The 17408-nt window shown below is 63.9% G+C and carries 20 protein-coding genes; 8 read left to right on the forward strand and 12 right to left on the reverse strand.

From position 1 onward, the window contains the following. Positions 1-2: 2 nt before the first annotated feature. From IVB48_RS10210 to IVB48_RS10215, 3 genes are all read right to left on the reverse strand, one after another. Positions 3-209, reverse strand: a complete 207-nt coding sequence (locus IVB48_RS10210; protein WP_007594775.1) for a hypothetical protein — start codon at positions 207-209, stop codon at positions 3-5. 78 nt (positions 210-287) lie between these two features. Then, the gene (locus IVB48_RS41155) at positions 288-419 is read right to left on the reverse strand and encodes a hypothetical protein (protein ID WP_256467934.1); all 132 of its coding nucleotides are present in this window, start codon (positions 417-419) and stop codon (positions 288-290) included. A 104-nt stretch (positions 420-523) separates the two neighbouring features. Beyond that, positions 524-718, reverse strand: a complete 195-nt coding sequence (locus IVB48_RS10215; RefSeq protein ID WP_027516515.1) for a hypothetical protein — start codon at positions 716-718, stop codon at positions 524-526. A 95-nt stretch (positions 719-813) separates the two neighbouring features. Here IVB48_RS10215 and IVB48_RS10220 point away from each other — a divergent pair, with 95 nt between their 5' ends. Beyond that, on the forward strand, positions 814-1326 hold the full coding sequence (locus IVB48_RS10220; RefSeq protein ID WP_247356934.1) for a DUF4142 domain-containing protein: 513 nt from the start codon (positions 814-816) through the stop codon (positions 1324-1326). 17 nt (positions 1327-1343) lie between these two features. Here the strand turns inward: IVB48_RS10220 and IVB48_RS10225 are convergent, their stop codons facing one another. Next, a complete protein-coding gene (locus tag IVB48_RS10225; protein WP_247356935.1) occupies positions 1344-1625 on the reverse strand; it encodes a hypothetical protein in 282 nt (93 codons plus the stop codon). Positions 1626-1910: 285 nt separating this feature from the next. On the opposite strand from IVB48_RS10225, the gene IVB48_RS10230 reads away from it, so the two are divergent. Both IVB48_RS10230 and IVB48_RS10235 read left to right on the forward strand, forming a co-directional pair. Then, positions 1911-8201, forward strand: a complete 6291-nt coding sequence (locus IVB48_RS10230; RefSeq protein ID WP_247399781.1) for a HAMP domain-containing protein — start codon at positions 1911-1913, stop codon at positions 8199-8201. 13 nt (positions 8202-8214) lie between these two features. Next, positions 8215-9705, forward strand: coding sequence for an HWE histidine kinase domain-containing protein (locus tag IVB48_RS10235; protein WP_027568677.1), 1491 nt, complete (start codon positions 8215-8217; stop codon positions 9703-9705). Here the strand turns inward: IVB48_RS10235 and IVB48_RS10240 are convergent. After that, entirely contained in the window at positions 9702-9923 is a 222-nt protein-coding gene (locus IVB48_RS10240) for a hypothetical protein (RefSeq protein ID WP_018456200.1), read from the reverse strand. The two genes, IVB48_RS10235 and IVB48_RS10240, sit on opposite strands and share 4 nt — an antisense overlap. A gap of 138 nt (positions 9924-10061) precedes the next feature. On the opposite strand from IVB48_RS10240, the gene IVB48_RS10245 reads away from it, so the two are divergent. After that, complete coding sequence (locus IVB48_RS10245; protein ID WP_247399782.1) at positions 10062-10319, forward strand: hypothetical protein; 258 nt, start codon at positions 10062-10064, stop codon at positions 10317-10319. A gap of 95 nt (positions 10320-10414) precedes the next feature. Beyond that, a complete protein-coding gene (locus IVB48_RS10250) occupies positions 10415-10663 on the forward strand; it encodes a hypothetical protein (protein WP_007594791.1) in 249 nt (82 codons plus the stop codon). A 99-nt stretch (positions 10664-10762) separates the two neighbouring features. Here IVB48_RS10250 and IVB48_RS10255 read toward each other — a convergent pair whose 3' ends face one another. Together IVB48_RS10255 and IVB48_RS10260 are read right to left on the reverse strand one after the other, a co-directional pair. Next, positions 10763-10972: a hypothetical protein gene (locus IVB48_RS10255; protein WP_247399783.1), complete on the reverse strand. Its 210-nt coding sequence runs from the start codon at positions 10970-10972 to the stop codon at positions 10763-10765. Between the two features lie 18 nt (positions 10973-10990). Further along, a complete protein-coding gene (locus IVB48_RS10260) occupies positions 10991-11212 on the reverse strand; it encodes a hypothetical protein (protein WP_247400005.1) in 222 nt (73 codons plus the stop codon). A 115-nt stretch (positions 11213-11327) separates the two neighbouring features. Between IVB48_RS10260 and IVB48_RS10265 the strand changes: the two genes are divergently transcribed. Continuing rightward, positions 11328-11540 carry a DUF3072 domain-containing protein gene (locus IVB48_RS10265; RefSeq protein ID WP_027568672.1) on the forward strand — a complete coding sequence of 71 codons (213 nt, stop codon included), beginning with the start codon at positions 11328-11330 and terminating at the stop codon, positions 11538-11540. An 85-nt stretch (positions 11541-11625) separates the two neighbouring features. Continuing rightward, on the forward strand, positions 11626-11943 hold the full coding sequence (locus IVB48_RS10270) for a DUF6496 domain-containing protein (protein ID WP_027568671.1): 318 nt from the start codon (positions 11626-11628) through the stop codon (positions 11941-11943). A 6-nt stretch (positions 11944-11949) separates the two neighbouring features. Here the strand turns inward: IVB48_RS10270 and IVB48_RS10275 are convergent, their stop codons facing one another. After that, the gene (locus IVB48_RS10275) at positions 11950-12312 is read right to left on the reverse strand and encodes a hypothetical protein (protein WP_027568670.1); all 363 of its coding nucleotides are present in this window, start codon (positions 12310-12312) and stop codon (positions 11950-11952) included. 273 nt (positions 12313-12585) lie between these two features. Beyond that, positions 12586-14124 carry a Do family serine endopeptidase gene (locus IVB48_RS10280; protein ID WP_247399784.1) on the reverse strand — a complete coding sequence of 513 codons (1539 nt, stop codon included), beginning with the start codon at positions 14122-14124 and terminating at the stop codon, positions 12586-12588. Between the two features lie 209 nt (positions 14125-14333). On the opposite strand from IVB48_RS10280, the gene IVB48_RS10285 reads away from it, so the two are divergent. After that, positions 14334-15170 carry a universal stress protein gene (locus IVB48_RS10285; protein WP_247400006.1) on the forward strand — a complete coding sequence of 279 codons (837 nt, stop codon included), beginning with the start codon at positions 14334-14336 and terminating at the stop codon, positions 15168-15170. A 115-nt stretch (positions 15171-15285) separates the two neighbouring features. Here IVB48_RS10285 and IVB48_RS10290 read toward each other — a convergent pair whose 3' ends face one another. The 3 genes from IVB48_RS10290 to cbbX all read right to left on the reverse strand — a co-directional run bounded on the left by IVB48_RS10290 (position 15286) and on the right by cbbX (position 17366). Then, complete coding sequence (locus IVB48_RS10290; RefSeq protein ID WP_063993392.1) at positions 15286-15498, reverse strand: hypothetical protein; 213 nt, start codon at positions 15496-15498, stop codon at positions 15286-15288. A gap of 198 nt (positions 15499-15696) precedes the next feature. Continuing rightward, complete coding sequence (gene rpe, locus IVB48_RS10295; protein WP_247399786.1) at positions 15697-16434, reverse strand: ribulose-phosphate 3-epimerase; 738 nt, start codon at positions 16432-16434, stop codon at positions 15697-15699. Further along, the gene (gene cbbX, locus IVB48_RS10300; RefSeq protein ID WP_247399788.1) at positions 16431-17366 is read right to left on the reverse strand and encodes a CbbX protein; all 936 of its coding nucleotides are present in this window, start codon (positions 17364-17366) and stop codon (positions 16431-16433) included. Before cbbX ends, rpe begins: the two co-directional genes overlap by 4 nt. Positions 17367-17408: the final 42 nt, after the last annotated feature.

Genomic DNA, 17408 nt, shown 5'->3' on the forward strand with positions numbered 1-17408 from the left:
GATTAGCCGCTCGGCGCGTCGCCGGAATCATCCGGCGCCATGCCGGAGCCGGGCGTCTTGCTATTGTCGTTCAGCTTGGGATCGCGCGTGGCCTCACGAGAGGGCGAGCCCTTTGGCTCCGACTTGTGTACGGTCTGCGCGCGCTGCTTGTCCCGCGGCTGCTGTTCACCGCGCTGATCTCTGATGATGCCTTGGTCGGAATGGGCCATGATAGCTCTCGCCTCTTTGCTGTCTCGAAGCGCTTACGCGCCGGAGCGTCGAAGGTTCCGACCCGCGAGATCAGACTGCTAACTGTGCGCCGAGTGCACCGGGCCCGATGCATTTTCATGATGCACCTGCCGCACCGTCGTCACGGTGGCGAACGCGACCGACACGCCAAAGGCGAGAATGAGCGAGAGAAGAGCCAGACGTGGAGCCATTGCAAAAACCTCCCGGAATAGGAAATCAACGCGATCGACTATTATGAATGATCCTGCTTGCCGTCCGTGAGCAGTCTCACACGCAGATCCACGAAACGAGAGCGTTACGCATCCTGCTTTTGACGGATGCGGGCTGGAACGGGCGGCACCTCGCCATCGAGCCAATCCTGCTCGTTGGCGAGTGCCGTCCACGCGTTCGCCATGCGCAAAAAACGATTGTGTGACGGCTGTCCTTCAGCTCGCTCAGCGAGCTGGAGGCAGTTATCGGCGTTATCTCTGAAGATCTCGGACTGTTTCATCAATATGAATTGGGGACGGAACCGTCGCGTCGCAACCGCCCTTACCGGATCGTAACATCTGCGGAACTTCGCCCGCCATCCGCCATTGGATATCCATGCGGATTCTTCTCGCGGTAGTTTTGGCGTTCATCAGCACTGCAGCGCTTGCCGACAGCACCGGGGAGCGAAGGCCGGCCGGCCGCACGCCGACCGCAACCGAGACCATCAGCGACCTCTACAGCTTCAGCCGCTTCCAGCAGGGTCTGCTGGAGAGCACCGACCTCAAGGGTAATGCCGAGGTCAAGAACCTCGCCGCCCTGCGCGCCGAAGAAGCGGCCCGGCGGGACAAGGCCCTGAAGGAGATTCAGGAGGCGATCGGCACCGAACCGCGCGTCACAAAGACAACCCCGGCGAGCGCGAGCCTGGTCGAGCCCGAAACCTCGGACGGACCGACTTTCGTCAGAAGCTTCTATGCCGCGCAAATTCCCGAGTATGAATCTGTGATCGAGCTGCTCGAACGCTATCTCAAGGCGCCCGACAATGCCGCGCTTGCAGCCTTCGCGCGGGAGCAGCTCCCGATGTTGCGTTCACAGGTCAGGGACGCCGAGCGCACCATGGCAGACAAGTAGGACTGCCAAGTAGCCCCTTACTTTTGCCGGCTCTCCGGCTGCGCGCTGCGGTTACCCTCCAGCATCTTGTCTCGGCCGGCATCCCCATTGTCATCCTTGCCGCCCGAACTCGACGTGCCGCTACCGCTAGGATTGGACCGGCTCGACGTACCCGTGGTTGGTGTGTCCGCGCGTGGGGTGGCGGAGCTAGCGGCTGGATCGCCGGTCACGGCACCACGGCCGCTGGGCGCGCCGCCCTGCGCCAACGCCGATCCAGCCAACAACATCACTGTGCCGATGACGGCGAATCCTGCTTTCATGTGCGCTCTCCCTGTATCTGCGGGCTAACGGCACGCCCGGCGCTCCGTTCCGGAAGGCAGATGACGGTGGCCCAAAAGCGGCCTCGTATCTTCTCTTCCGCCCGGAAAAACTGGGAACCGGATGGAACCATTCCGAGGGATCGCACTTGTGTTAATCGGGCTGAGCAAAGCAGGTTCCACTTCCTGGCGCCGTCACGTTGGCGCTTGATTTCGAATTTGGCTGACGCTCTATTTTGACAATCGCGTCTTGCCTGGGAATCGGCCGACGCCTGCGGGGGACAAATTATGAGCGACCTCGATCCCGGATCTGCATCACGTTCCGGTCGTCGCGTTCCAAAGCCAAAAACCAACGGCATGTCGGAGCCCGATTCCCGGGCAGAATTGCTGCTCGCCCTGCAGGCCATGCGCAACGGCGATTTCTCCGTGCGCATGAGCGGCGACTATCTCGGCATCGACGGCAAGCTCGCCGACACTTTCAACGACATCATCGCCGCCAATCAGCGCATGGCGCAGCAGCTCGAGCTGGTCGGCCAGGTGGTGGGCCGCGAGGGCAAGACGCGCCAGCGCGTGAAGTTCGGGCTGGCCTCCGGCTCCTGGGCCGACATGGAAGGCTCGGTCAACACGCTGATCGACGATTTGCTGTGGCCGACCCGCGAGGTGACGCGCGCGGTCGCAGCCGTGGCACAGGGCGACCTGCTCCAGACCGTCAAGCTCGACGTCGATGGGCGTCCCCTGCGCGGCGAATTCCTGCAGTCGGCGACCATCGTCAACACCATGATCAAGCAGCTCGGCGTGTTCACCTCCGAAGTGACGCGCGTGGCGCGCGAGGTCGGCACCGAAGGCAAGCTCGGCGGCCAGGCCCAGGTGCCGGAAGTGACCGGCGTCTGGAAGGATCTGACCGAGAGCGTCAACTCGATGGCGAACAATTTGACCAACCAGGTTCGCAACATCGCCGAGGTGACGATCGCAGTTGCGAACGGCGACCTCTCGAAGAAGATCACGGTCGACGTCCGCGGCGAGATCCTTCAGCTCAAGGAAGCCATCAACACGATGGTGGACCAGCTCCGTTCCTTTGCATCGGAAGTGACGCGCGTGGCGCGCGAGGTCGGCACCGACGGCAAGCTTGGCGGCCAGGCCATCGTGCCAGGCGTCGCCGGCACCTGGAAGGATCTCACCGACAGCGTCAACGCCATGTGCGGCAACCTCACCGCGCAGGTGCGCAACATCGCCAACGTCACCACCGCCGTGGCGCGCGGCGACCTGTCGCGCAAGATCACGGTGGACGTACGAGGCGAAATCCTGGAGCTGAAAGACACCATCAACACCATGGTGGACCAGCTCAACTCGTTCGCCTCGGAAGTGACGCGCGTCGCGCGCGAGGTCGGCACCGAAGGCAAGCTCGGCGGCCAGGCCCAGGTGCCGGGCGTGGCCGGTACCTGGAAGGACCTCACCGACAACGTCAACTTCATGGCGTCGAACCTCACCGCGCAGGTCCGCAACATCGCCGACGTTGCCACCGCCATCGCGAGCGGCGATCTGTCGAAGAAGATCACGGTGAACGTCTCGGGCGAAATCCTTCAGTTGAAGGAAACGCTCAACACCATGGTCGACCAGCTCAACGCCTTCGCCGGCGAAGTCACGCGCGTCGCGCGCGAGGTCGGCACCGAGGGCCGGCTCGGCGGTCAGGCCAACGTGCTCGGCGTCGCCGGCACCTGGAAGGACTTGACCGAGAGCGTCAACTCGATGGCCTCGAACCTGACCGCGCAGGTCCGCAACATCGCCGAGGTGACGACCGCGGTTGCGGGCGGCGATTTGTCGAAAAAGATCACCGTCGATGTCCGCGGCGAGATCCTGGAGCTGAAAGACACCATCAACACCATGGTGGACCAGCTCAACGCCTTTGCCGGCGAAGTCACGCGCGTCGCCCGCGAGGTCGGCACCGAAGGCAAGCTCGGCGGCCAGGCCCAGGTGCGCGGCGTCGCCGGCACCTGGAAGGATCTCACCGACAGCGTCAACTCGATGGCCTCGAACCTGACCGGCCAGGTCCGCAACATCGCCGAAGTCGCGACCGCGGTCGCCAAGGGCGATTTGTCGAAGAAGATCACCGTCAACGTGTCGGGCGAAATCCTTCAGCTGAAGGAAACGCTCAACACCATGGTCGACCAGCTCAACGCCTTCGCCGGCGAAGTCACACGCGTCGCGCGCGAGGTCGGCACCGAAGGCAAGCTCGGCGGCCAGGCCGAAGTCCCCGGCGTCGCCGGCACCTGGAAAGACCTCACCGACAGCGTCAACTCGATGGCGGGCAACCTCACCGCCCAGGTCCGCAACATCGCCGAAGTCGCGACTGCGATCGCCGGTGGCGACTTGTCGCGCAAGATCACCGTGGACGTGCGCGGCGAGATCCTTCAGCTCAAGGACACGCTGAACACGATGGTCGACCAGCTCAACCGCTTCGCGGGCGAGGTGACGCGCGTCGCGCGCGAGGTCGGCACCGAAGGCCGGCTCGGCGGCCAGGCCAACGTGCCCGGCGTCGCCGGCACCTGGAAAGACCTCACCGACAGCGTCAACTCGATGGCGGGCAACCTCACCGCCCAGGTCCGCAACATCGCCGAAGTCACCACTGCCGTGGCGCGCGGCGACCTCTCGCGCAAGATCACCGTCGACGTCCGTGGTGAGATTTTGGAGCTGAAGAACACCATCAACACCATGGTGGACCAGCTCAACGGCTTTGCCGGTGAAGTCACGCGCGTCGCCCGCGAGGTCGGCACCGAAGGCAAGCTTGGCGGCCAGGCCGAAGTGCCCGGCGTCGCCGGCACCTGGAAGGATCTCACCGACAACGTCAACTTCATGGCATCGAACCTCACCGCGCAGGTCCGCAACATCGCCGAGGTCGCAACCGCGATCGCCGGCGGCGACCTGTCGAAGAAGATCACGGTGGACGTGCGCGGCGAAATTCTGCTGCTCAAGGATACCTTGAACACCATGGTCGAGCAGCTCCGCTCCTTCGCCGCGGAAGTGACGCGCGTCGCACGTGAGGTCGGCACCGAGGGCCGGCTCGGCGGCCAGGCCGTCGTGCCCGGCGTCGGCGGTACCTGGAAGGACCTCACCGATAACGTCAACCTGCTGGCCGCGAACCTCACCACCCAGGTCCGCAACATCGCCGAAGTCACCACCGCCGTCGCGCGCGGCGACCTGTCGCGCAAGATCACCGTCGACGTGAAGGGCGAAATTCTCGAGCTCAAGAACACCATCAACACCATGGTGGACCAGCTCAATGCGTTCGCCGGCGAAGTCACGCGCGTTGCCCGCGAGGTCGGCACCGAAGGCGAACTCGGTGGCCAGGCCCAGGTGCCCGGCGTCGCCGGCACCTGGAAGGATCTCACCGACACCGTCAACTTCATGGCGGCGAACCTGACCGAGCAGGTCCGCGGCATCGTCAAGGTGGTGACCGCTGTCGCCAATGGCGACCTCAAGCAGAACCTCACCGTGAAATCGAAGGGCGAGGTCGCGGCGCTCGCCGATACCATCAACAACATGACCGAGACGCTCGCGACCTTCGCCGACCAGGTGACGTCGGTGGCGCGCGAGGTCGGCGTCGAGGGCCGGCTCGGCGGTCAGGCTGACGTGCCCGGCGCCGCGGGCACCTGGAAGGATCTCACCGGCAACGTCAATTTGCTGGCGGCCAACCTCACCTCGCAGGTGCGCGCGATCGCGGAAGTGGCGACCGCCGTGACCAAGGGCGACCTGACGCGGTCGATCCAGGTCGACGCCCGCGGCGAGGTCGCGGAGCTGAAAGACAACATCAACACGATGATCACGAACCTCCGTCTCACGACGGACGTGAACACCGAGCAGGATTGGCTGAAGACCAATCTGGCGAAATTCACCAACATGCTTCAGGGCCAGCGCGACCTCACCACCGTCGGTCGCCTGCTGCTGACCGAATTGTCGCCGCTGGTGAATGCGCATACCGGCGTGATCTATCAGGTCGAGAACGAAGACAGTCCGCGGCTACTGCTGCTTGCCTCCTACGCCGGCGATGGCGTCTATCCGTATCCGCGCGTGCTGCCATTAGGCGACGGCCTGATCGGCCAATGCGCGCTCGACCGGCGCCCGCGCGTGATTGCGGACATTCCGCCCGACGTGGTGCCGATCAATTCGGCATTGCTTCGCGTCGCGCCGAAGAACCTCGTGGTGCTGCCGGTGCTGTTCGAAGGCCAGGTCAAGGCGGTCATCGAGCTCGCCTCGCTGACCTCCTTCACGACCTCACAGATGACCTTCCTGGAGCAGCTCACGGACTCGATCGGCATCGTGCTCAACTCGATCGAGGCGACGATGCAGACCGAAGGCCTGCTCAAGCAGTCGCAGCAGCTCGCTGGCGAGCTCCAGACCCAGCAGCGCGAATTGCAGCAGACCAACGATCAGCTCGAACAGAAGGCGCAGCAGCTCGCCGAGCGCAACGTCGAAGTCGAGCGCAAGAACCAGGAGATCGAGCAGGCCCGCCGCGCACTGGAGGAAAAGGCGACCGAGCTCGCGCTGACCTCGAAGTACAAGTCCGAATTCCTGGCCAATATGAGCCACGAGCTGCGCACGCCGCTGAACTCGATCCTGATCCTCGGCCAGCAGCTCACCGACAATCCGGACGGCAATCTTACCGGCAAGCAGGTCGAATTCGCCCGCACCATCCACGGCGCCGGCACCGACCTGCTCAATCTCATCAGCGACATTCTCGATCTCTCCAAGATCGAGTCCGGTACGGTGACGGTCGACGCCGAGGAAATCCTGACCGCGAACCTGCTCGAGACGGTCGGGCGGCCGTTCCGTCACGAGGCGGAGAACCGCAACCTTTCGTTCAAGATCGACGTCGATCCGAATCTCGCGCGCAGCCTCGTCACCGACTCCAAGCGCCTGCAGCAGGTTTTGAAGAACCTGCTCTCCAACGCCTTCAAGTTCACCGCGGAAGGCGAGGTGCGCCTGAAGGTCGCCGCAGCGGTCGGCGGCTGGGGCACGGATCATCCCGTGCTGAACTCGGCGCCGGCCGTGATCGCATTCGAAGTGTCGGACACCGGCATCGGCATTCCCCTGGAGAAGCAGAAGCTGATCTTCGAGGCGTTCCAGCAAGCGGATGCCGGCACCAGCCGCAAATATGGCGGCACCGGCCTCGGCCTTGCGATCAGTCGCGAGCTCGCAAGCCTGCTCGGCGGCGAGATCCACCTGCGCAGCTTGCCGGGCAAGGGCTCGTGCTTCACGCTTTACCTGCCGCTGAAATATTCCGGCCCGACGCTCGCGCCCCGCGCGGCGCCCCAGCAACACAGCCAGCCGCCCGCGCTGCAGCCGGCTACAGCCGAACCGCAGCGCGTGATCGAGCAGCTTCCCGACGACCGGCTCAACCTCGAACCAGGCGACAGCATCCTCCTGATCGTCGAGGACGACCCGCATTACGCGCGTGTGCTGGTCGATCTCGCGCGCGACAAGGGCTTCAAGGTGCTGGTCGCCGCCCGCGGCGCGGAGGCGCTGGAGCTTGCAAAGCAATACCAGCCGAGGGCCGTCTCCCTCGACGTATTCCTGCCTGATATGCTCGGCTGGACCGTGCTGAGCCAGCTCAAGCACAATCCGCTGACCCGCCACATCCCCGTGCAGATCATCACGCTCGACGAGGACCGCCAGCATGCGCTGGCGCGCGGCGCCTTCTCCTTCGTCAACAAGCCGACGACGACCGAGGGCGTCTCGGCCGCGCTGACGCAGATCAAGGAATATGCGCGGCCGCGGCGCAAGCGGCTGCTGATCGTCGAGGACAACGAGGCCGAGCAGCTCTCGATCCGCGAGCTCCTGCACCACGACGACATCGAGATCGTGACGACCGGCACCGGTGCCGACGCGCTCTCGATGCTGCGTGAGAACCCCTGTGATTGCGTCGTGCTCGACCTGCGGCTGCCCGACATGACCGGCTTCGAGGTGCTGGACCAGATCCGCAACGACGAGGCGCTGTCGAATGTCCCGGTCGTCGTTTTCACCGGCCGCGAGTTGTCGGCCGAGGAAGATGCGGAGCTCCACACCATGGCGCGAAGCATCGTGGTCAAGGGTGTGGAATCGCCGGAGCGCCTTCTTGACGAGACCGCGCTGTTCCTGCACCGCGTCATCACGGAGTTGCCGGTCGAGAAGCAGCGCATGCTCGAGAAGCTGAACAGTTCCGACGAAGACCTGATTGGCAAGACCGCCCTGCTCGTCGACGACGACGCCCGCAACATCTTCGCGCTGTCGAGCGTGCTGGAGCGACGCGGCATGAAGGTGCTGACGGCCACGACCGGCAACGAGGCGGTGGCCCTGGTTGAATCCAATCCGGAGATCGCCATCGTGCTGATGGACATCATGATGCCGCAGATGGATGGCTATCAAACCATCGGCGTCATTCGTGAAAATCCGACCTTCGCCCGTCTTCCGATCATTGCGTTGACGGCCAAGGCCATGAAAGGCGACCGCGAGAAATGCCTCGAGGCCGGCGCGTCCGACTACCTCGCCAAACCCGTCAACACCGATCAATTGCTGCTTGCAATCCGCATGTGGCTGCACCGCTGAGTTGGATGCCCGTATGGACCACGAAAAGGTCAACATCCTCCTCGTCGACGACCAGCCGGCCAAGCTGCTCGCCTATGAGGTGATCCTGAAGGATCTCGGCCAGAACCTCGTGATCGCCTCGTCCGGTCGCGAGGCTCTGGAGGTGCTGCTCAAGACCGAGATCGCGGTGATCCTGGTCGACGTCTGCATGCCCGAGCTCGACGGCTTCGAGCTCGCCGCGATGATCCGCGAGCACCCGCGCTTCCAGAAGACCGCGATGATCTTCATCTCGGCCATTCAAGTCAGCGACATCGACCGCCTGCGCGGCTACGAGATGGGCGCTGTCGACTACGTCCCGGTGCCGGTCGTGCCGGAGGTGCTGCGCGCCAAGGTCAAGGTGTTTGCAGAGCTCTATCGCAAGACGCGCGAACTCGAACGGCTGAACCAGGATCTCGAGGACCGCGTGCGTGCACGCACCGCCGAGCTGGAGAATTCCACCGCAAAGCTCCGCGAGAGCGAAGAGCGGCGCAGCATGGCGATCGCCGCCGGCAAGATGGGTTCGTGGGACTGGGACTGGATCACCGGCGACTGGATGTGGGACGAGGGGCAATACCGCATCTTTGGTGTTGGCCCGGAGAGCTTCGAGGTGAATCCGGCCAACGTTCAGGCGCTGTTGCATCCGGATGACGTCGATCGGTTGCGCAAGGCGATCGCCGAATTCAACAAGGGCACACGCTCCTATGAAACTGAGTTCCGCATCGTGCGGCCCGACGGCGACGTGCGCTGGTGTGTCGGCACGGCCGCCGCCACGGTTGACGAGAGCGGTCGGGTGATGCGCGTCAGTGGCGTGACGGTGGACATCACCGAACGCAAGCGCGCCGAGGAACGGCAGACTCTCCTGGCGCGGGAAGTCGATCATCGCGCCAAGAATGCGCTTGCGCTGGCGCAATCGATCGTGCGCCTCACCCGCGCCGACGAAGTCAAAGCCTATGTCAGCGCCGTCGAGGGACGCATCAATGCACTGGCGCGCGTGCATACGATCCTGTCGCTGTCGAGCTGGCAGGGTGCCGAACTCTCGAAGCTGATCGACGAGGAGCTTGCGCCCTATTCCCTCGGCGGCCAGATCAAATTGGCGGGGTCCGAAGTTCAGTTGCTGCCGGCAACCGCCCAGACGCTGGCGCTGGCCCTGCATGAGCTTTTCACCAACTCGGCGAAGTATGGCGCGCTCTCGACGCGGACGGGACGGCTCGCGATCGGTTGGCAGGTCGAGGATGAGCTGCTCACGCTGACCTGGGAGGAGTCCGGCGGCCCGCTCGTCATGACGCCGAAATCCCGCGGCTTTGGTACGCGGAGCCTGCTTGCGAGCGTCGAGTCCCAGCTCGGCGGGCAAGCGCGATTCGATTGGCGCGCCGAGGGTCTGTTGTGCCGGCTCGAGGTGCCGTTGGTCCGCAAGACTGCCGCGACGACCGCGCCCGGCAACTTCGAAGCCGCGAGCTCCGCCGAATTGCAGCGCGCGTCCGGTTAACCGGAGGCCGCACTCTTCCTGCGCTGCGTCGTTTGCGGCTCGCGCGCGACCCGTCCTTCGAGCCAGGCTTCCGTTTGGGCGAGATCGCGCAGCGCCTTGGCATAGCGGCACGCCGCGCTTCGCTCCGCGCCGCGGGGCAGCTTGCGCGCTTTGCGGAGGATGTCCGCGGCGGCGTTGCGATAAGCCAGAGAGCGATAGAGAAAGACCACCTTACCCATATCGAATGTTCCCGTGTTGCGCGGTCATTCTCGCCCAACCGGCATGAACGTCGGATGAAGCGGGCGATAATGATTCCTTCATGCGGGTGGAACCAGCGCGTGTCGCAGGCGTTGCTTGCGAGATCGGGATAGAGTTCCATGCGCGCGAAAAAGTCGTCGGACCTGATCTCTCCGAGCGGGCTCGTCAAGCTGATGACGCACGCCATGATGGGCGCAGCCTTAGGGCTCGCTTTCAGCCTCTTGCTCGTGCTGTCCAATCCAGCCGTCGCCAATTTGCTGAATCACGGCGGAAGCCAGGCCGTTGTCGTTTTCGCCCTCACATTGGTGACGACGTTCGCGATCGGGGCGACACTCACCGGCGTCGTATTCATCCTCGCAGAGGACAAGCAATCTTGAAGGATGCGAGATTTACCGGAACTTCTTTGTTCGGAACTCCTGCGACGAATGGCAGTTGGCTGCCTGCGTCAATTCAACTCAGGGAGTTCCCGCACATGAAGACCACCAAGCTCGCTCTTGCCGTGATGTTGGCCACCGGCCTCGCCGCCGCACCGTTCGCCGTGCAGGCCAAGTCGCACAAGGCAAAACACGGATCCTCGATGTCATCGTCGCAAACCACCACAGGCGCCAACACCAAGTCCTCCAAGGGTGCTGATCCCTCCGGTCAGGGCGGCTCCGGTCCCGGCTCCGATCAGGGCGGCACCATGACGAACAACAAGGGCGGCATGAGCAACACCAAGTAGCTTTTTGTTCGTCCAACTCATAGAGGCCCCGCGATCGCGGGGCCTTTTTGCTTATGGTGTTCGAACGAACTTTTTCTCGGGCCGCGTTGCGCGCAGGCTTCAGCTACGATGGCTTCCCAGGATGTCAGGATGGACGCTGGCGGGATCAGCTCTCACCAGATGATCGAGTCGTGCGCGCTTGCGCGCGATCAAGAGCTGGGCCGCGGCGTCGTCGAGCCCCTCCCGTTGCAGCTGCCGGATCGCAGAGCCCAGTTCGAGAATCTCGGCGCGCAGCTTTAGAATCCGGTACGCATCCGGGTCTTCCTCCACCGTGCGCTCCCAAAGCTCTCAGCGGCGCGCGATCACGCGCAGAGGACTACCTGATGTCTTCGCGGAACGAAGGCGCATCCTATCGCGGACATTCGGCAGGACATCGCCGCCACCTGCAGCCTTCCATTCGCCGATCAGCAGATTGATTTTCCGGCGCAGATCCATCTGCGCCAGGGCCTTCTCTGTGCAGTCGCGATCGCGGTCGACGAGCTCACGCACGGACGCCTCGATATCGGCCATTTCCAGCCTCAAGGCGCTGATTTTACGTCGAATTTCATTAATTCTGTTGTCCATGACTTGTTAGAACAAAATAAGAACATATAGTCAAGTCACGATTTCAGAAGGGAGAAGCGACATGCAGGTTCAGGGTAAATACGACGCCAAGACTCTCCTCACCGCCAAGACTTTCCTCACCGAGCAGATGACGCGGGCGCAGGGCCTCCGGCTGAAACGGCTGAGCGAAGAGGCGTATCAGCCCGCGCAATATGCGCGGGATCTGTCCTCCAGCGAGGCAGCACGGCGCATTCAGGTGCTGGAAGCCGAGATCGAGCTGGCGGATTCGTTCTAGACTAAGCCGCGTATCCGGGACGTGCATGCGCGCTTTCGGAACCATGCCTGTCTCGGATTGTTTTCCAGGCCAAGGGAGAACATGCATGGCACGCAAGGCAAAGAAGCGCCGCTACTCGCGCAGCTCCGGCAGCGACGTCGAAGGCGAGATGAAGCGCTACAAGAAGGGTACCGCGAAAAGCGGACCGGGCGGTCGAGGCGGACGCGTGAAGAGCCGCAAGCAGGCAATCGCGATCGGCCTGTCGAAAGCGCGCAAGAAGGGCAAGAAGGTCCCGAAGAAAGCCGCGAAGCGAAAGACGTCCAAGAAGACGTCAAAGAAGACATCTCGGAAAACATCCAAGAAGACTTCGAGAAAGACTTCGAAGAAGACGTCGAAGCGCAAATCCTCCAAACGGTCGCGCTGACCTCCGTCAGATCATGCTGCCCGGCATGAAGCAGCGGATCGAAACGCCGAACGCGGTCTTCACCGGCCACACCATGGTGCGGCCGGCCCGGTTCGGCTCGGTGATCACGGCTTCGTCCGGGACGTCGACCCACTCGCCGTCGAGCCGCACGCGATAATGTCCATTGTGCGAGTCCCAATCGGGATCGGCGACGGCAAACCCATCCGCATCTGAGCAGCACGGACCGAGATGGCTGCGCAGACCGTCGAACCATGGCTTGAGGGGAGAGTCCGCGTAGCGGCCGTCGTCACGCCCGAGAGCGATTCCGCCCCACAGCACGAATGGCGCCACGAGCAGCGCAGTCCTCAGCGAGAGCTTCAATCGATCCATGTCGGCACCGATCAAATACGAATTGCCGACCGGTCCAGCTCAGCGGCGGCAAGTTCGAAGTTCCACGCTTGCAATCGTCCCGGCGGCTTCATTGCCGCCGAGTCCCTACCTGACCCGGAATTGTGATGAGCGAACACGGCTTTTTCGGACGAACCGGGTCATCCTCACTGCCGTTAACGAGAATGTTATCGGCGGACATCCGGAATCCTGAAGGCGAACAGGAAAGGCGGCCCGTGAGCCGCCCTTTTGGAGTTGCGCCGATCGACGTTCGCCTTATGCGAGCGGCACCGCGACGAAACGGGTCGCCTGCGCGCTTCTGACCTGCAGCAGCACGCTGCGCTTGCCGGACGATTTCGCCTGCGCCAGCTCCGAACGGACATCGCCGATATTGGCGACAGCCTTGCCGCCCACATTGAGGATGACGTCGCCGGTCTGGATGCCGCGTTGCGCGGCCGGCCCTTGCGGATCGACTTCAGTGACGACGACGCCCTTCTGGCCGGCGCCCTGCACGTCGCCGGCCGGAGCCAGGCTGAGCCCGAGACGCGGCGGCATGCCGGCATCCGGCTGCGACTTGCCCTCGTCGGCTCTGGCCTGCCGCTCGTTCGGCAACTCGCCGAGCGCCAGTGTCACCGTCTTGCTGTCGCCCTTGTGGACGACGTCGAGCTTCACAGACGTGCCCGGCGCCAGGGTGGCGATGGTGCGGGCGAGATCGCGGGAATCCTTGATCGCGGTGCCATTGACGGCGGTGATGACGTCGCCCGCCTCGATGCCCGCCTTCGCCGCCGGGCTGCCGTCCTGCGGATTGTCGACGATCGCGCCGCGCGCCTCCTTGAGGCCGAGGCTGTCGGCGATATCCGATGTCACCGGCTGCACCTGCACGCCGAGCCAGCCGCGAGTGACCGCGCCCTTGTCCTTCAACTGTGCGACAACGAGCTTTGCAGTCGAGGCCGGAATGTCGAAGCCGATGCCGACAGAGCCACCGGAGGGCGAGAAGATCGCGGTGTTCACGCCGATCACGTTGCCGTTCATGTCGAAGGCCGGGCCGCCGGAATTGCCCTTGTTGATCGGCGCGTCGATCTGGATGAAGTCGTCATAGGGACCGTTGCCGATGTCGCGGCCGCTGGCCGAGACGATGCCGGCGGTCACGGTGCCGCCGAGGCCGAAGGGATTGCCGACCGCGACGACCCAGTCGCCGATACGCGGCTTCTGGTCCGAGAATTTGACGAACGGAAAATCCTTCTTACCCTCGACCTTGATCAGCGCGAGATCGGTCTTCGGATCGGTGCCGACCACTTTCGCGCTGTAGATCGTGCCGTCGTCCATCGTCACTTGCACCGACTCGGCGTGATCGACGACGTGGTTGTTGGTCACGGCATAGCCGTCGGCGGAGATGAAGAAGCCGGAGCCCTCACCCGTGATCATCTGGCGGTGATGGCGCGGCATGCCCTCCATGCCACCCGGGCCGCGGAAGCCGAACTGCCGCGAGAACTGGTCGAACGGCGTCGCCTCGTCCGAATCCATCCGGTTCTGTTGCAGCATCGCGCTCTTGTCGTTGTCCTGGTCGATCCTGACCCGCACCGAGATGACGGCGGGTTTGACCTTGCTGACGAGGTCGCCGAAGCCCGGCGGTGTCGCGGTGGGCTCCGCGGCCTGGGCGGGCGCGATGAAGGAGCTCGCGCTGAACGGCGAAGAGCCGGGTGCAGTCGCCAGCACGGCCACGCCAAGCGCGGCCACGGTGCCGAGCAGCGCGAGCCGGCGTGGCCTCAGGACCTTGCGGGACGTTGTGGTGTCGGAATTGGCGTGATCGCTCATGTCGATATGTCCATGTTGGGTAAGTCGCCTTGCACCCAACATGGTGGTCGCCACCTTACAGCGTCCCGTCCGCGCGGTTAAATCTTGGCAAAGTAGCCGGGGCCGGCGAAGGTCCAAAACTCGAGGCTGCACGTTTGATGCAGCTCAACGCGGCCCCTGCGCACCGTGAAAGACTGCAGCCACCGGATGATGTCCGTCGGAGGCGCGTCATGTACAAAGACATTCTCGTCCACATCCCCACCGAGCGCCCGGTGCGCCCGGTGATCGATGGCTCGATCTCGCTCGCGGCGGGCCTCGACGCCCATCTCGATGCAGTCGCGGTTGGCTATGTGGCAACCAGCGCGGCCTATATCATGGAGGGCGGCGCCGCGGTGGCGGCGGTGTTCGAGCTGGAGCGCGAGAGCGCAGTGGAGCGGGCCGAGGCGGCGCTCGCGGTATTCAAGAACGAAGCGATGAACGCCGGCATTTCCTACACATGCCACCCGCTCGGGACGATGCCGGGGGATGCGGTCGGCTTGCTCGGCGAGATGGCGCGGCTGCACGATCTCAGCATCGTGCTCCAGCCGGACCCGGCGCAAGCCTCACTCGACAACGATGTGCCCCGCGAGATCCTGTTCCAGGCGGGCGGCCCGGTGCTTTTCCTGCCCTACACCTTCCATGGAGCCTTCAAGGCGAAACGGATCGGCATCTGCTGGGACGGCAGCCGCCTCGCCGCGCGCGCCATGCGCGACGCCGCACCATTCCTGGCCCGTGCCGAGGAGATCGTGATCATTGCTATCAACGAAACAGACATGGTTCCCGACGAGGTCTCGACGCGCAATCTGGCAAGGCACCTCGGCCGGCGCGGACTATCCACCCGCACCGTCAACCTGTCGGCCACGCGCTCTGACATTCAGCCGACCATGCTGTCGCTTGCAGCCGATGAGCGCCTCGATCTTCTGGTCATGGGCGGCTACGGCCATTCGCGATTGCAGGAGCGGTTCCTCGGCGGCGTCACCCGCGCCATGCTGGAAGCCATGACCGTCCCGACGCTGATGTCGCATTAATCGAGGGCTGATCCAGGACGGGCCGGTCACAAGCCTTGTCGTTCGGGCTGACAACCGCGTCCTTGAGCGGTGCCGGCATCGGCAAGTTCGGGTCATGTTCGAACAAGTTGGACGGTCACGCCGCGGCGGGTCTCTCCCACGCCGTGGCCTCGACGCCGTCCTCGTCGTGTGGCGCATTGCACGCGTCGAAATGCGCCTTGAGTTCGACTTCGGCGAGATATTCGAAATGTTCGGCCTGGCCGAGCAGTTCCCAGCTCTGGAGCGGCCGGTAGGCGGCCTGCTGACGACAGAGGGACGCCAGCGCGCGGTAACGACGTACGTTATCCATGAGACCCTCCCTCGCATTCACACAGAGCTTATCGCCCTTATTTGCGTCAGGGCGATGGCGGTTGTGCAAAAGATTTGCTGCGCCCGCCGCGCGCTAGACGCGCTTGATTCTAGGCAAACGCGCATTTAGGCGAAAGTTCCAACCAGCGCGGACTCAACGCTTCGGAACCTTACCGCGGGCCAATGTGTACCGGGTAGTCTACCGGATGAGCGCGGGCTCACCGGCTCGGATCGTCTGCGCCGAACTATGTTGCAGCTTCGGAACCCTGCCGGCTTCCGCAGCGGCGCGGATAGCCGCGATGTTGCCGGCATAGTCCGCGCTGCTCTTGCCGCGAAACACGGCGGAGCCCGCTACAAGCGTATCGGCGCCCGCAGCGGCCACGGCAGCAGCATTGTCGCGCGTGATGCCGCCGTCAACCTCGAGCCGGATCGGCCGGTCGCCGATCATGCTTCGGATGCGCGCGATCTTCTCGAGCTGGGACTCGAGGAAGGACTGGCCGCCAAAACCCGGATTGACCGTCATCACCAGGACGAGATCGAGACGATCGAGCACATACTCGATCGCGCTTTCGGGAGTGGCGGGACACAGGCTGACGCCGGCTTTCTTGCCGAGCGCGCGGATGGCCTGGAGCGAGCGATCGAGGTGCGGACCCGCTTCGGCATGCACCGTAATGAGATCCGCGCCGGCCTTCGCGAACGCCTCGAGATAGGGATCGGCCGGCGCGATCATGAGATGCACATCGAATATTTTCTTCGTCAGCGGCCGGATCGCCTTGATGACGTCCGCGCCATAACTGATGTTCGGGACGAAATGCCCGTCCATGACGTCGCAATGAATCCAGTCGGCGCCCGCAGCGTCGATCGCTGCGATCTCCTCGCCGAGGCGCGCGAAATCCGCAGCCAGGATCGACGGCGCGATGAGGATTTCTCTGGTCATGGCTTCGCACTCCCCTGCGCGTCGGCACCGCCGCTGAAGACGCGGCTCGCCAGGACGTCCATGGGATCGATCGTTTCGAGGTCGGCGATGTCGAGCATGCGATCGAGATCGGATACCAGGCGATCGGCCTGCCGCAGGCGGATGCGGTCGACGGCGTTGCGGATAGATCGCGCATTGGAGAAGAACGGTTGGGTCCGACGCAGCGCAATATATTTCTCGAACGCCTCACGCGCCGCCGCCGAGAGGCGATAACCCCGTTCCTTCAGCATCAGCTCGGCGATGACGAGCAGCTCGGCTTCCGCATAGTCCGGAAAGTCGATGTGGTGGGCGATGCGCGAACGGAAGCCGGGATTGGAGGCGAAGAAGCTCGTCATCCGCTCGCCATAGCCGGCAAGGATCACGACGAGGTCCTCGCGCTGATTTTCCATCACCTGCAGCAGAATCTCGATCGCCTCCTGGCCGTAGTCGCGCTCGTTGTCCGGCCGATGGAGATAATAGGCCTCGTCGATGAACAGCACGCCGCCCATCGCCTTCTTCAGGATCTCCTTCGTCTTGGGCGCGGTGTGGCCGATATACTGGCCGACGAGATCGTCGCGCGTCACCGAGATCACCTGCCCGCGCCGCACGAAGCCGAGGCCGTGCAGGATCTTTGCCATGCGCAACGCGACGGTCGTCTTACCGGTGCCGGGATTGCCGGTGAACGACATGTGCAGCGTCGGCGGCGACGAAGCCAGTCCCGCACGCTGCCGGATACGTTCGATCAGCAAGAGCGACGCGATCTGGCGCACGCGGTTCTTCACCGGCTTCAATCCGATCAGCTCCTGCTCGAGCTGCTGCAACGTGCCGGTGATTCCAGCCTCTTCGGCCTCCTTGCGGAGATCGAAACTGGTCTCGCCGGGCTCAGTGGTCATTGCGTGGGGAACATCCAGCATCGGCACCTCGAAGAAAAGGGCTTCGCCGCGGGGGAGCGGCGA

The organism is Bradyrhizobium sp. 76 (assembly GCF_023073025.1).
In the GTDB taxonomy this organism is placed as follows: Bacteria; Pseudomonadota; Alphaproteobacteria; order Rhizobiales; family Xanthobacteraceae; genus Bradyrhizobium.

What these genes read in the sequence shown, in the direction of transcription:
- IVB48_RS10210 (WP_007594775.1), bottom strand. Translation starts at nt 209, where the DNA reads ATGGCCCATTCCGACCAAGGCATCATCAGAGATCAGCGCGGTGAACAG.
- IVB48_RS41155 (WP_256467934.1), bottom strand. Translation starts at nt 419, where the DNA reads ATGGCTCCACGTCTGGCTCTTCTCTCGCTCATTCTCGCCTTTGGCGTG.
- IVB48_RS10215 (WP_027516515.1), bottom strand. Translation starts at nt 718, where the DNA reads ATGAAACAGTCCGAGATCTTCAGAGATAACGCCGATAACTGCCTCCAG.
- IVB48_RS10220 (WP_247356934.1), top strand. Translation starts at nt 814, where the DNA reads ATGCGGATTCTTCTCGCGGTAGTTTTGGCGTTCATCAGCACTGCAGCG.
- IVB48_RS10225 (WP_247356935.1), bottom strand. Translation starts at nt 1,625, where the DNA reads ATGAAAGCAGGATTCGCCGTCATCGGCACAGTGATGTTGTTGGCTGGA.
- IVB48_RS10230 (WP_247399781.1), top strand. Translation starts at nt 1,911, where the DNA reads ATGAGCGACCTCGATCCCGGATCTGCATCACGTTCCGGTCGTCGCGTT.
- IVB48_RS10235 (WP_027568677.1), top strand. Translation starts at nt 8,215, where the DNA reads ATGGACCACGAAAAGGTCAACATCCTCCTCGTCGACGACCAGCCGGCC.
- IVB48_RS10240 (WP_018456200.1), bottom strand. Translation starts at nt 9,923, where the DNA reads ATGGGTAAGGTGGTCTTTCTCTATCGCTCTCTGGCTTATCGCAACGCC.
- IVB48_RS10245 (WP_247399782.1), top strand. Translation starts at nt 10,062, where the DNA reads ATGCGCGCGAAAAAGTCGTCGGACCTGATCTCTCCGAGCGGGCTCGTC.
- IVB48_RS10250 (WP_007594791.1), top strand. Translation starts at nt 10,415, where the DNA reads ATGAAGACCACCAAGCTCGCTCTTGCCGTGATGTTGGCCACCGGCCTC.
- IVB48_RS10260 (WP_247400005.1), bottom strand. Translation starts at nt 11,212, where the DNA reads ATGGCCGATATCGAGGCGTCCGTGCGTGAGCTCGTCGACCGCGATCGC.
- IVB48_RS10265 (WP_027568672.1), top strand. Translation starts at nt 11,328, where the DNA reads ATGCAGGTTCAGGGTAAATACGACGCCAAGACTCTCCTCACCGCCAAG.
- IVB48_RS10270 (WP_027568671.1), top strand. Translation starts at nt 11,626, where the DNA reads ATGGCACGCAAGGCAAAGAAGCGCCGCTACTCGCGCAGCTCCGGCAGC.
- IVB48_RS10275 (WP_027568670.1), bottom strand. Translation starts at nt 12,312, where the DNA reads ATGGATCGATTGAAGCTCTCGCTGAGGACTGCGCTGCTCGTGGCGCCA.
- IVB48_RS10280 (WP_247399784.1), bottom strand. Translation starts at nt 14,124, where the DNA reads ATGAGCGATCACGCCAATTCCGACACCACAACGTCCCGCAAGGTCCTG.
- IVB48_RS10285 (WP_247400006.1), top strand. Translation starts at nt 14,334, where the DNA reads ATGTACAAAGACATTCTCGTCCACATCCCCACCGAGCGCCCGGTGCGC.
- IVB48_RS10290 (WP_063993392.1), bottom strand. Translation starts at nt 15,498, where the DNA reads ATGGATAACGTACGTCGTTACCGCGCGCTGGCGTCCCTCTGTCGTCAG.
- rpe (WP_247399786.1), bottom strand. Translation starts at nt 16,434, where the DNA reads ATGACCAGAGAAATCCTCATCGCGCCGTCGATCCTGGCTGCGGATTTC.
- cbbX (WP_247399788.1), bottom strand. Translation starts at nt 17,366, where the DNA reads ATGCTGGATGTTCCCCACGCAATGACCACTGAGCCCGGCGAGACCAGT.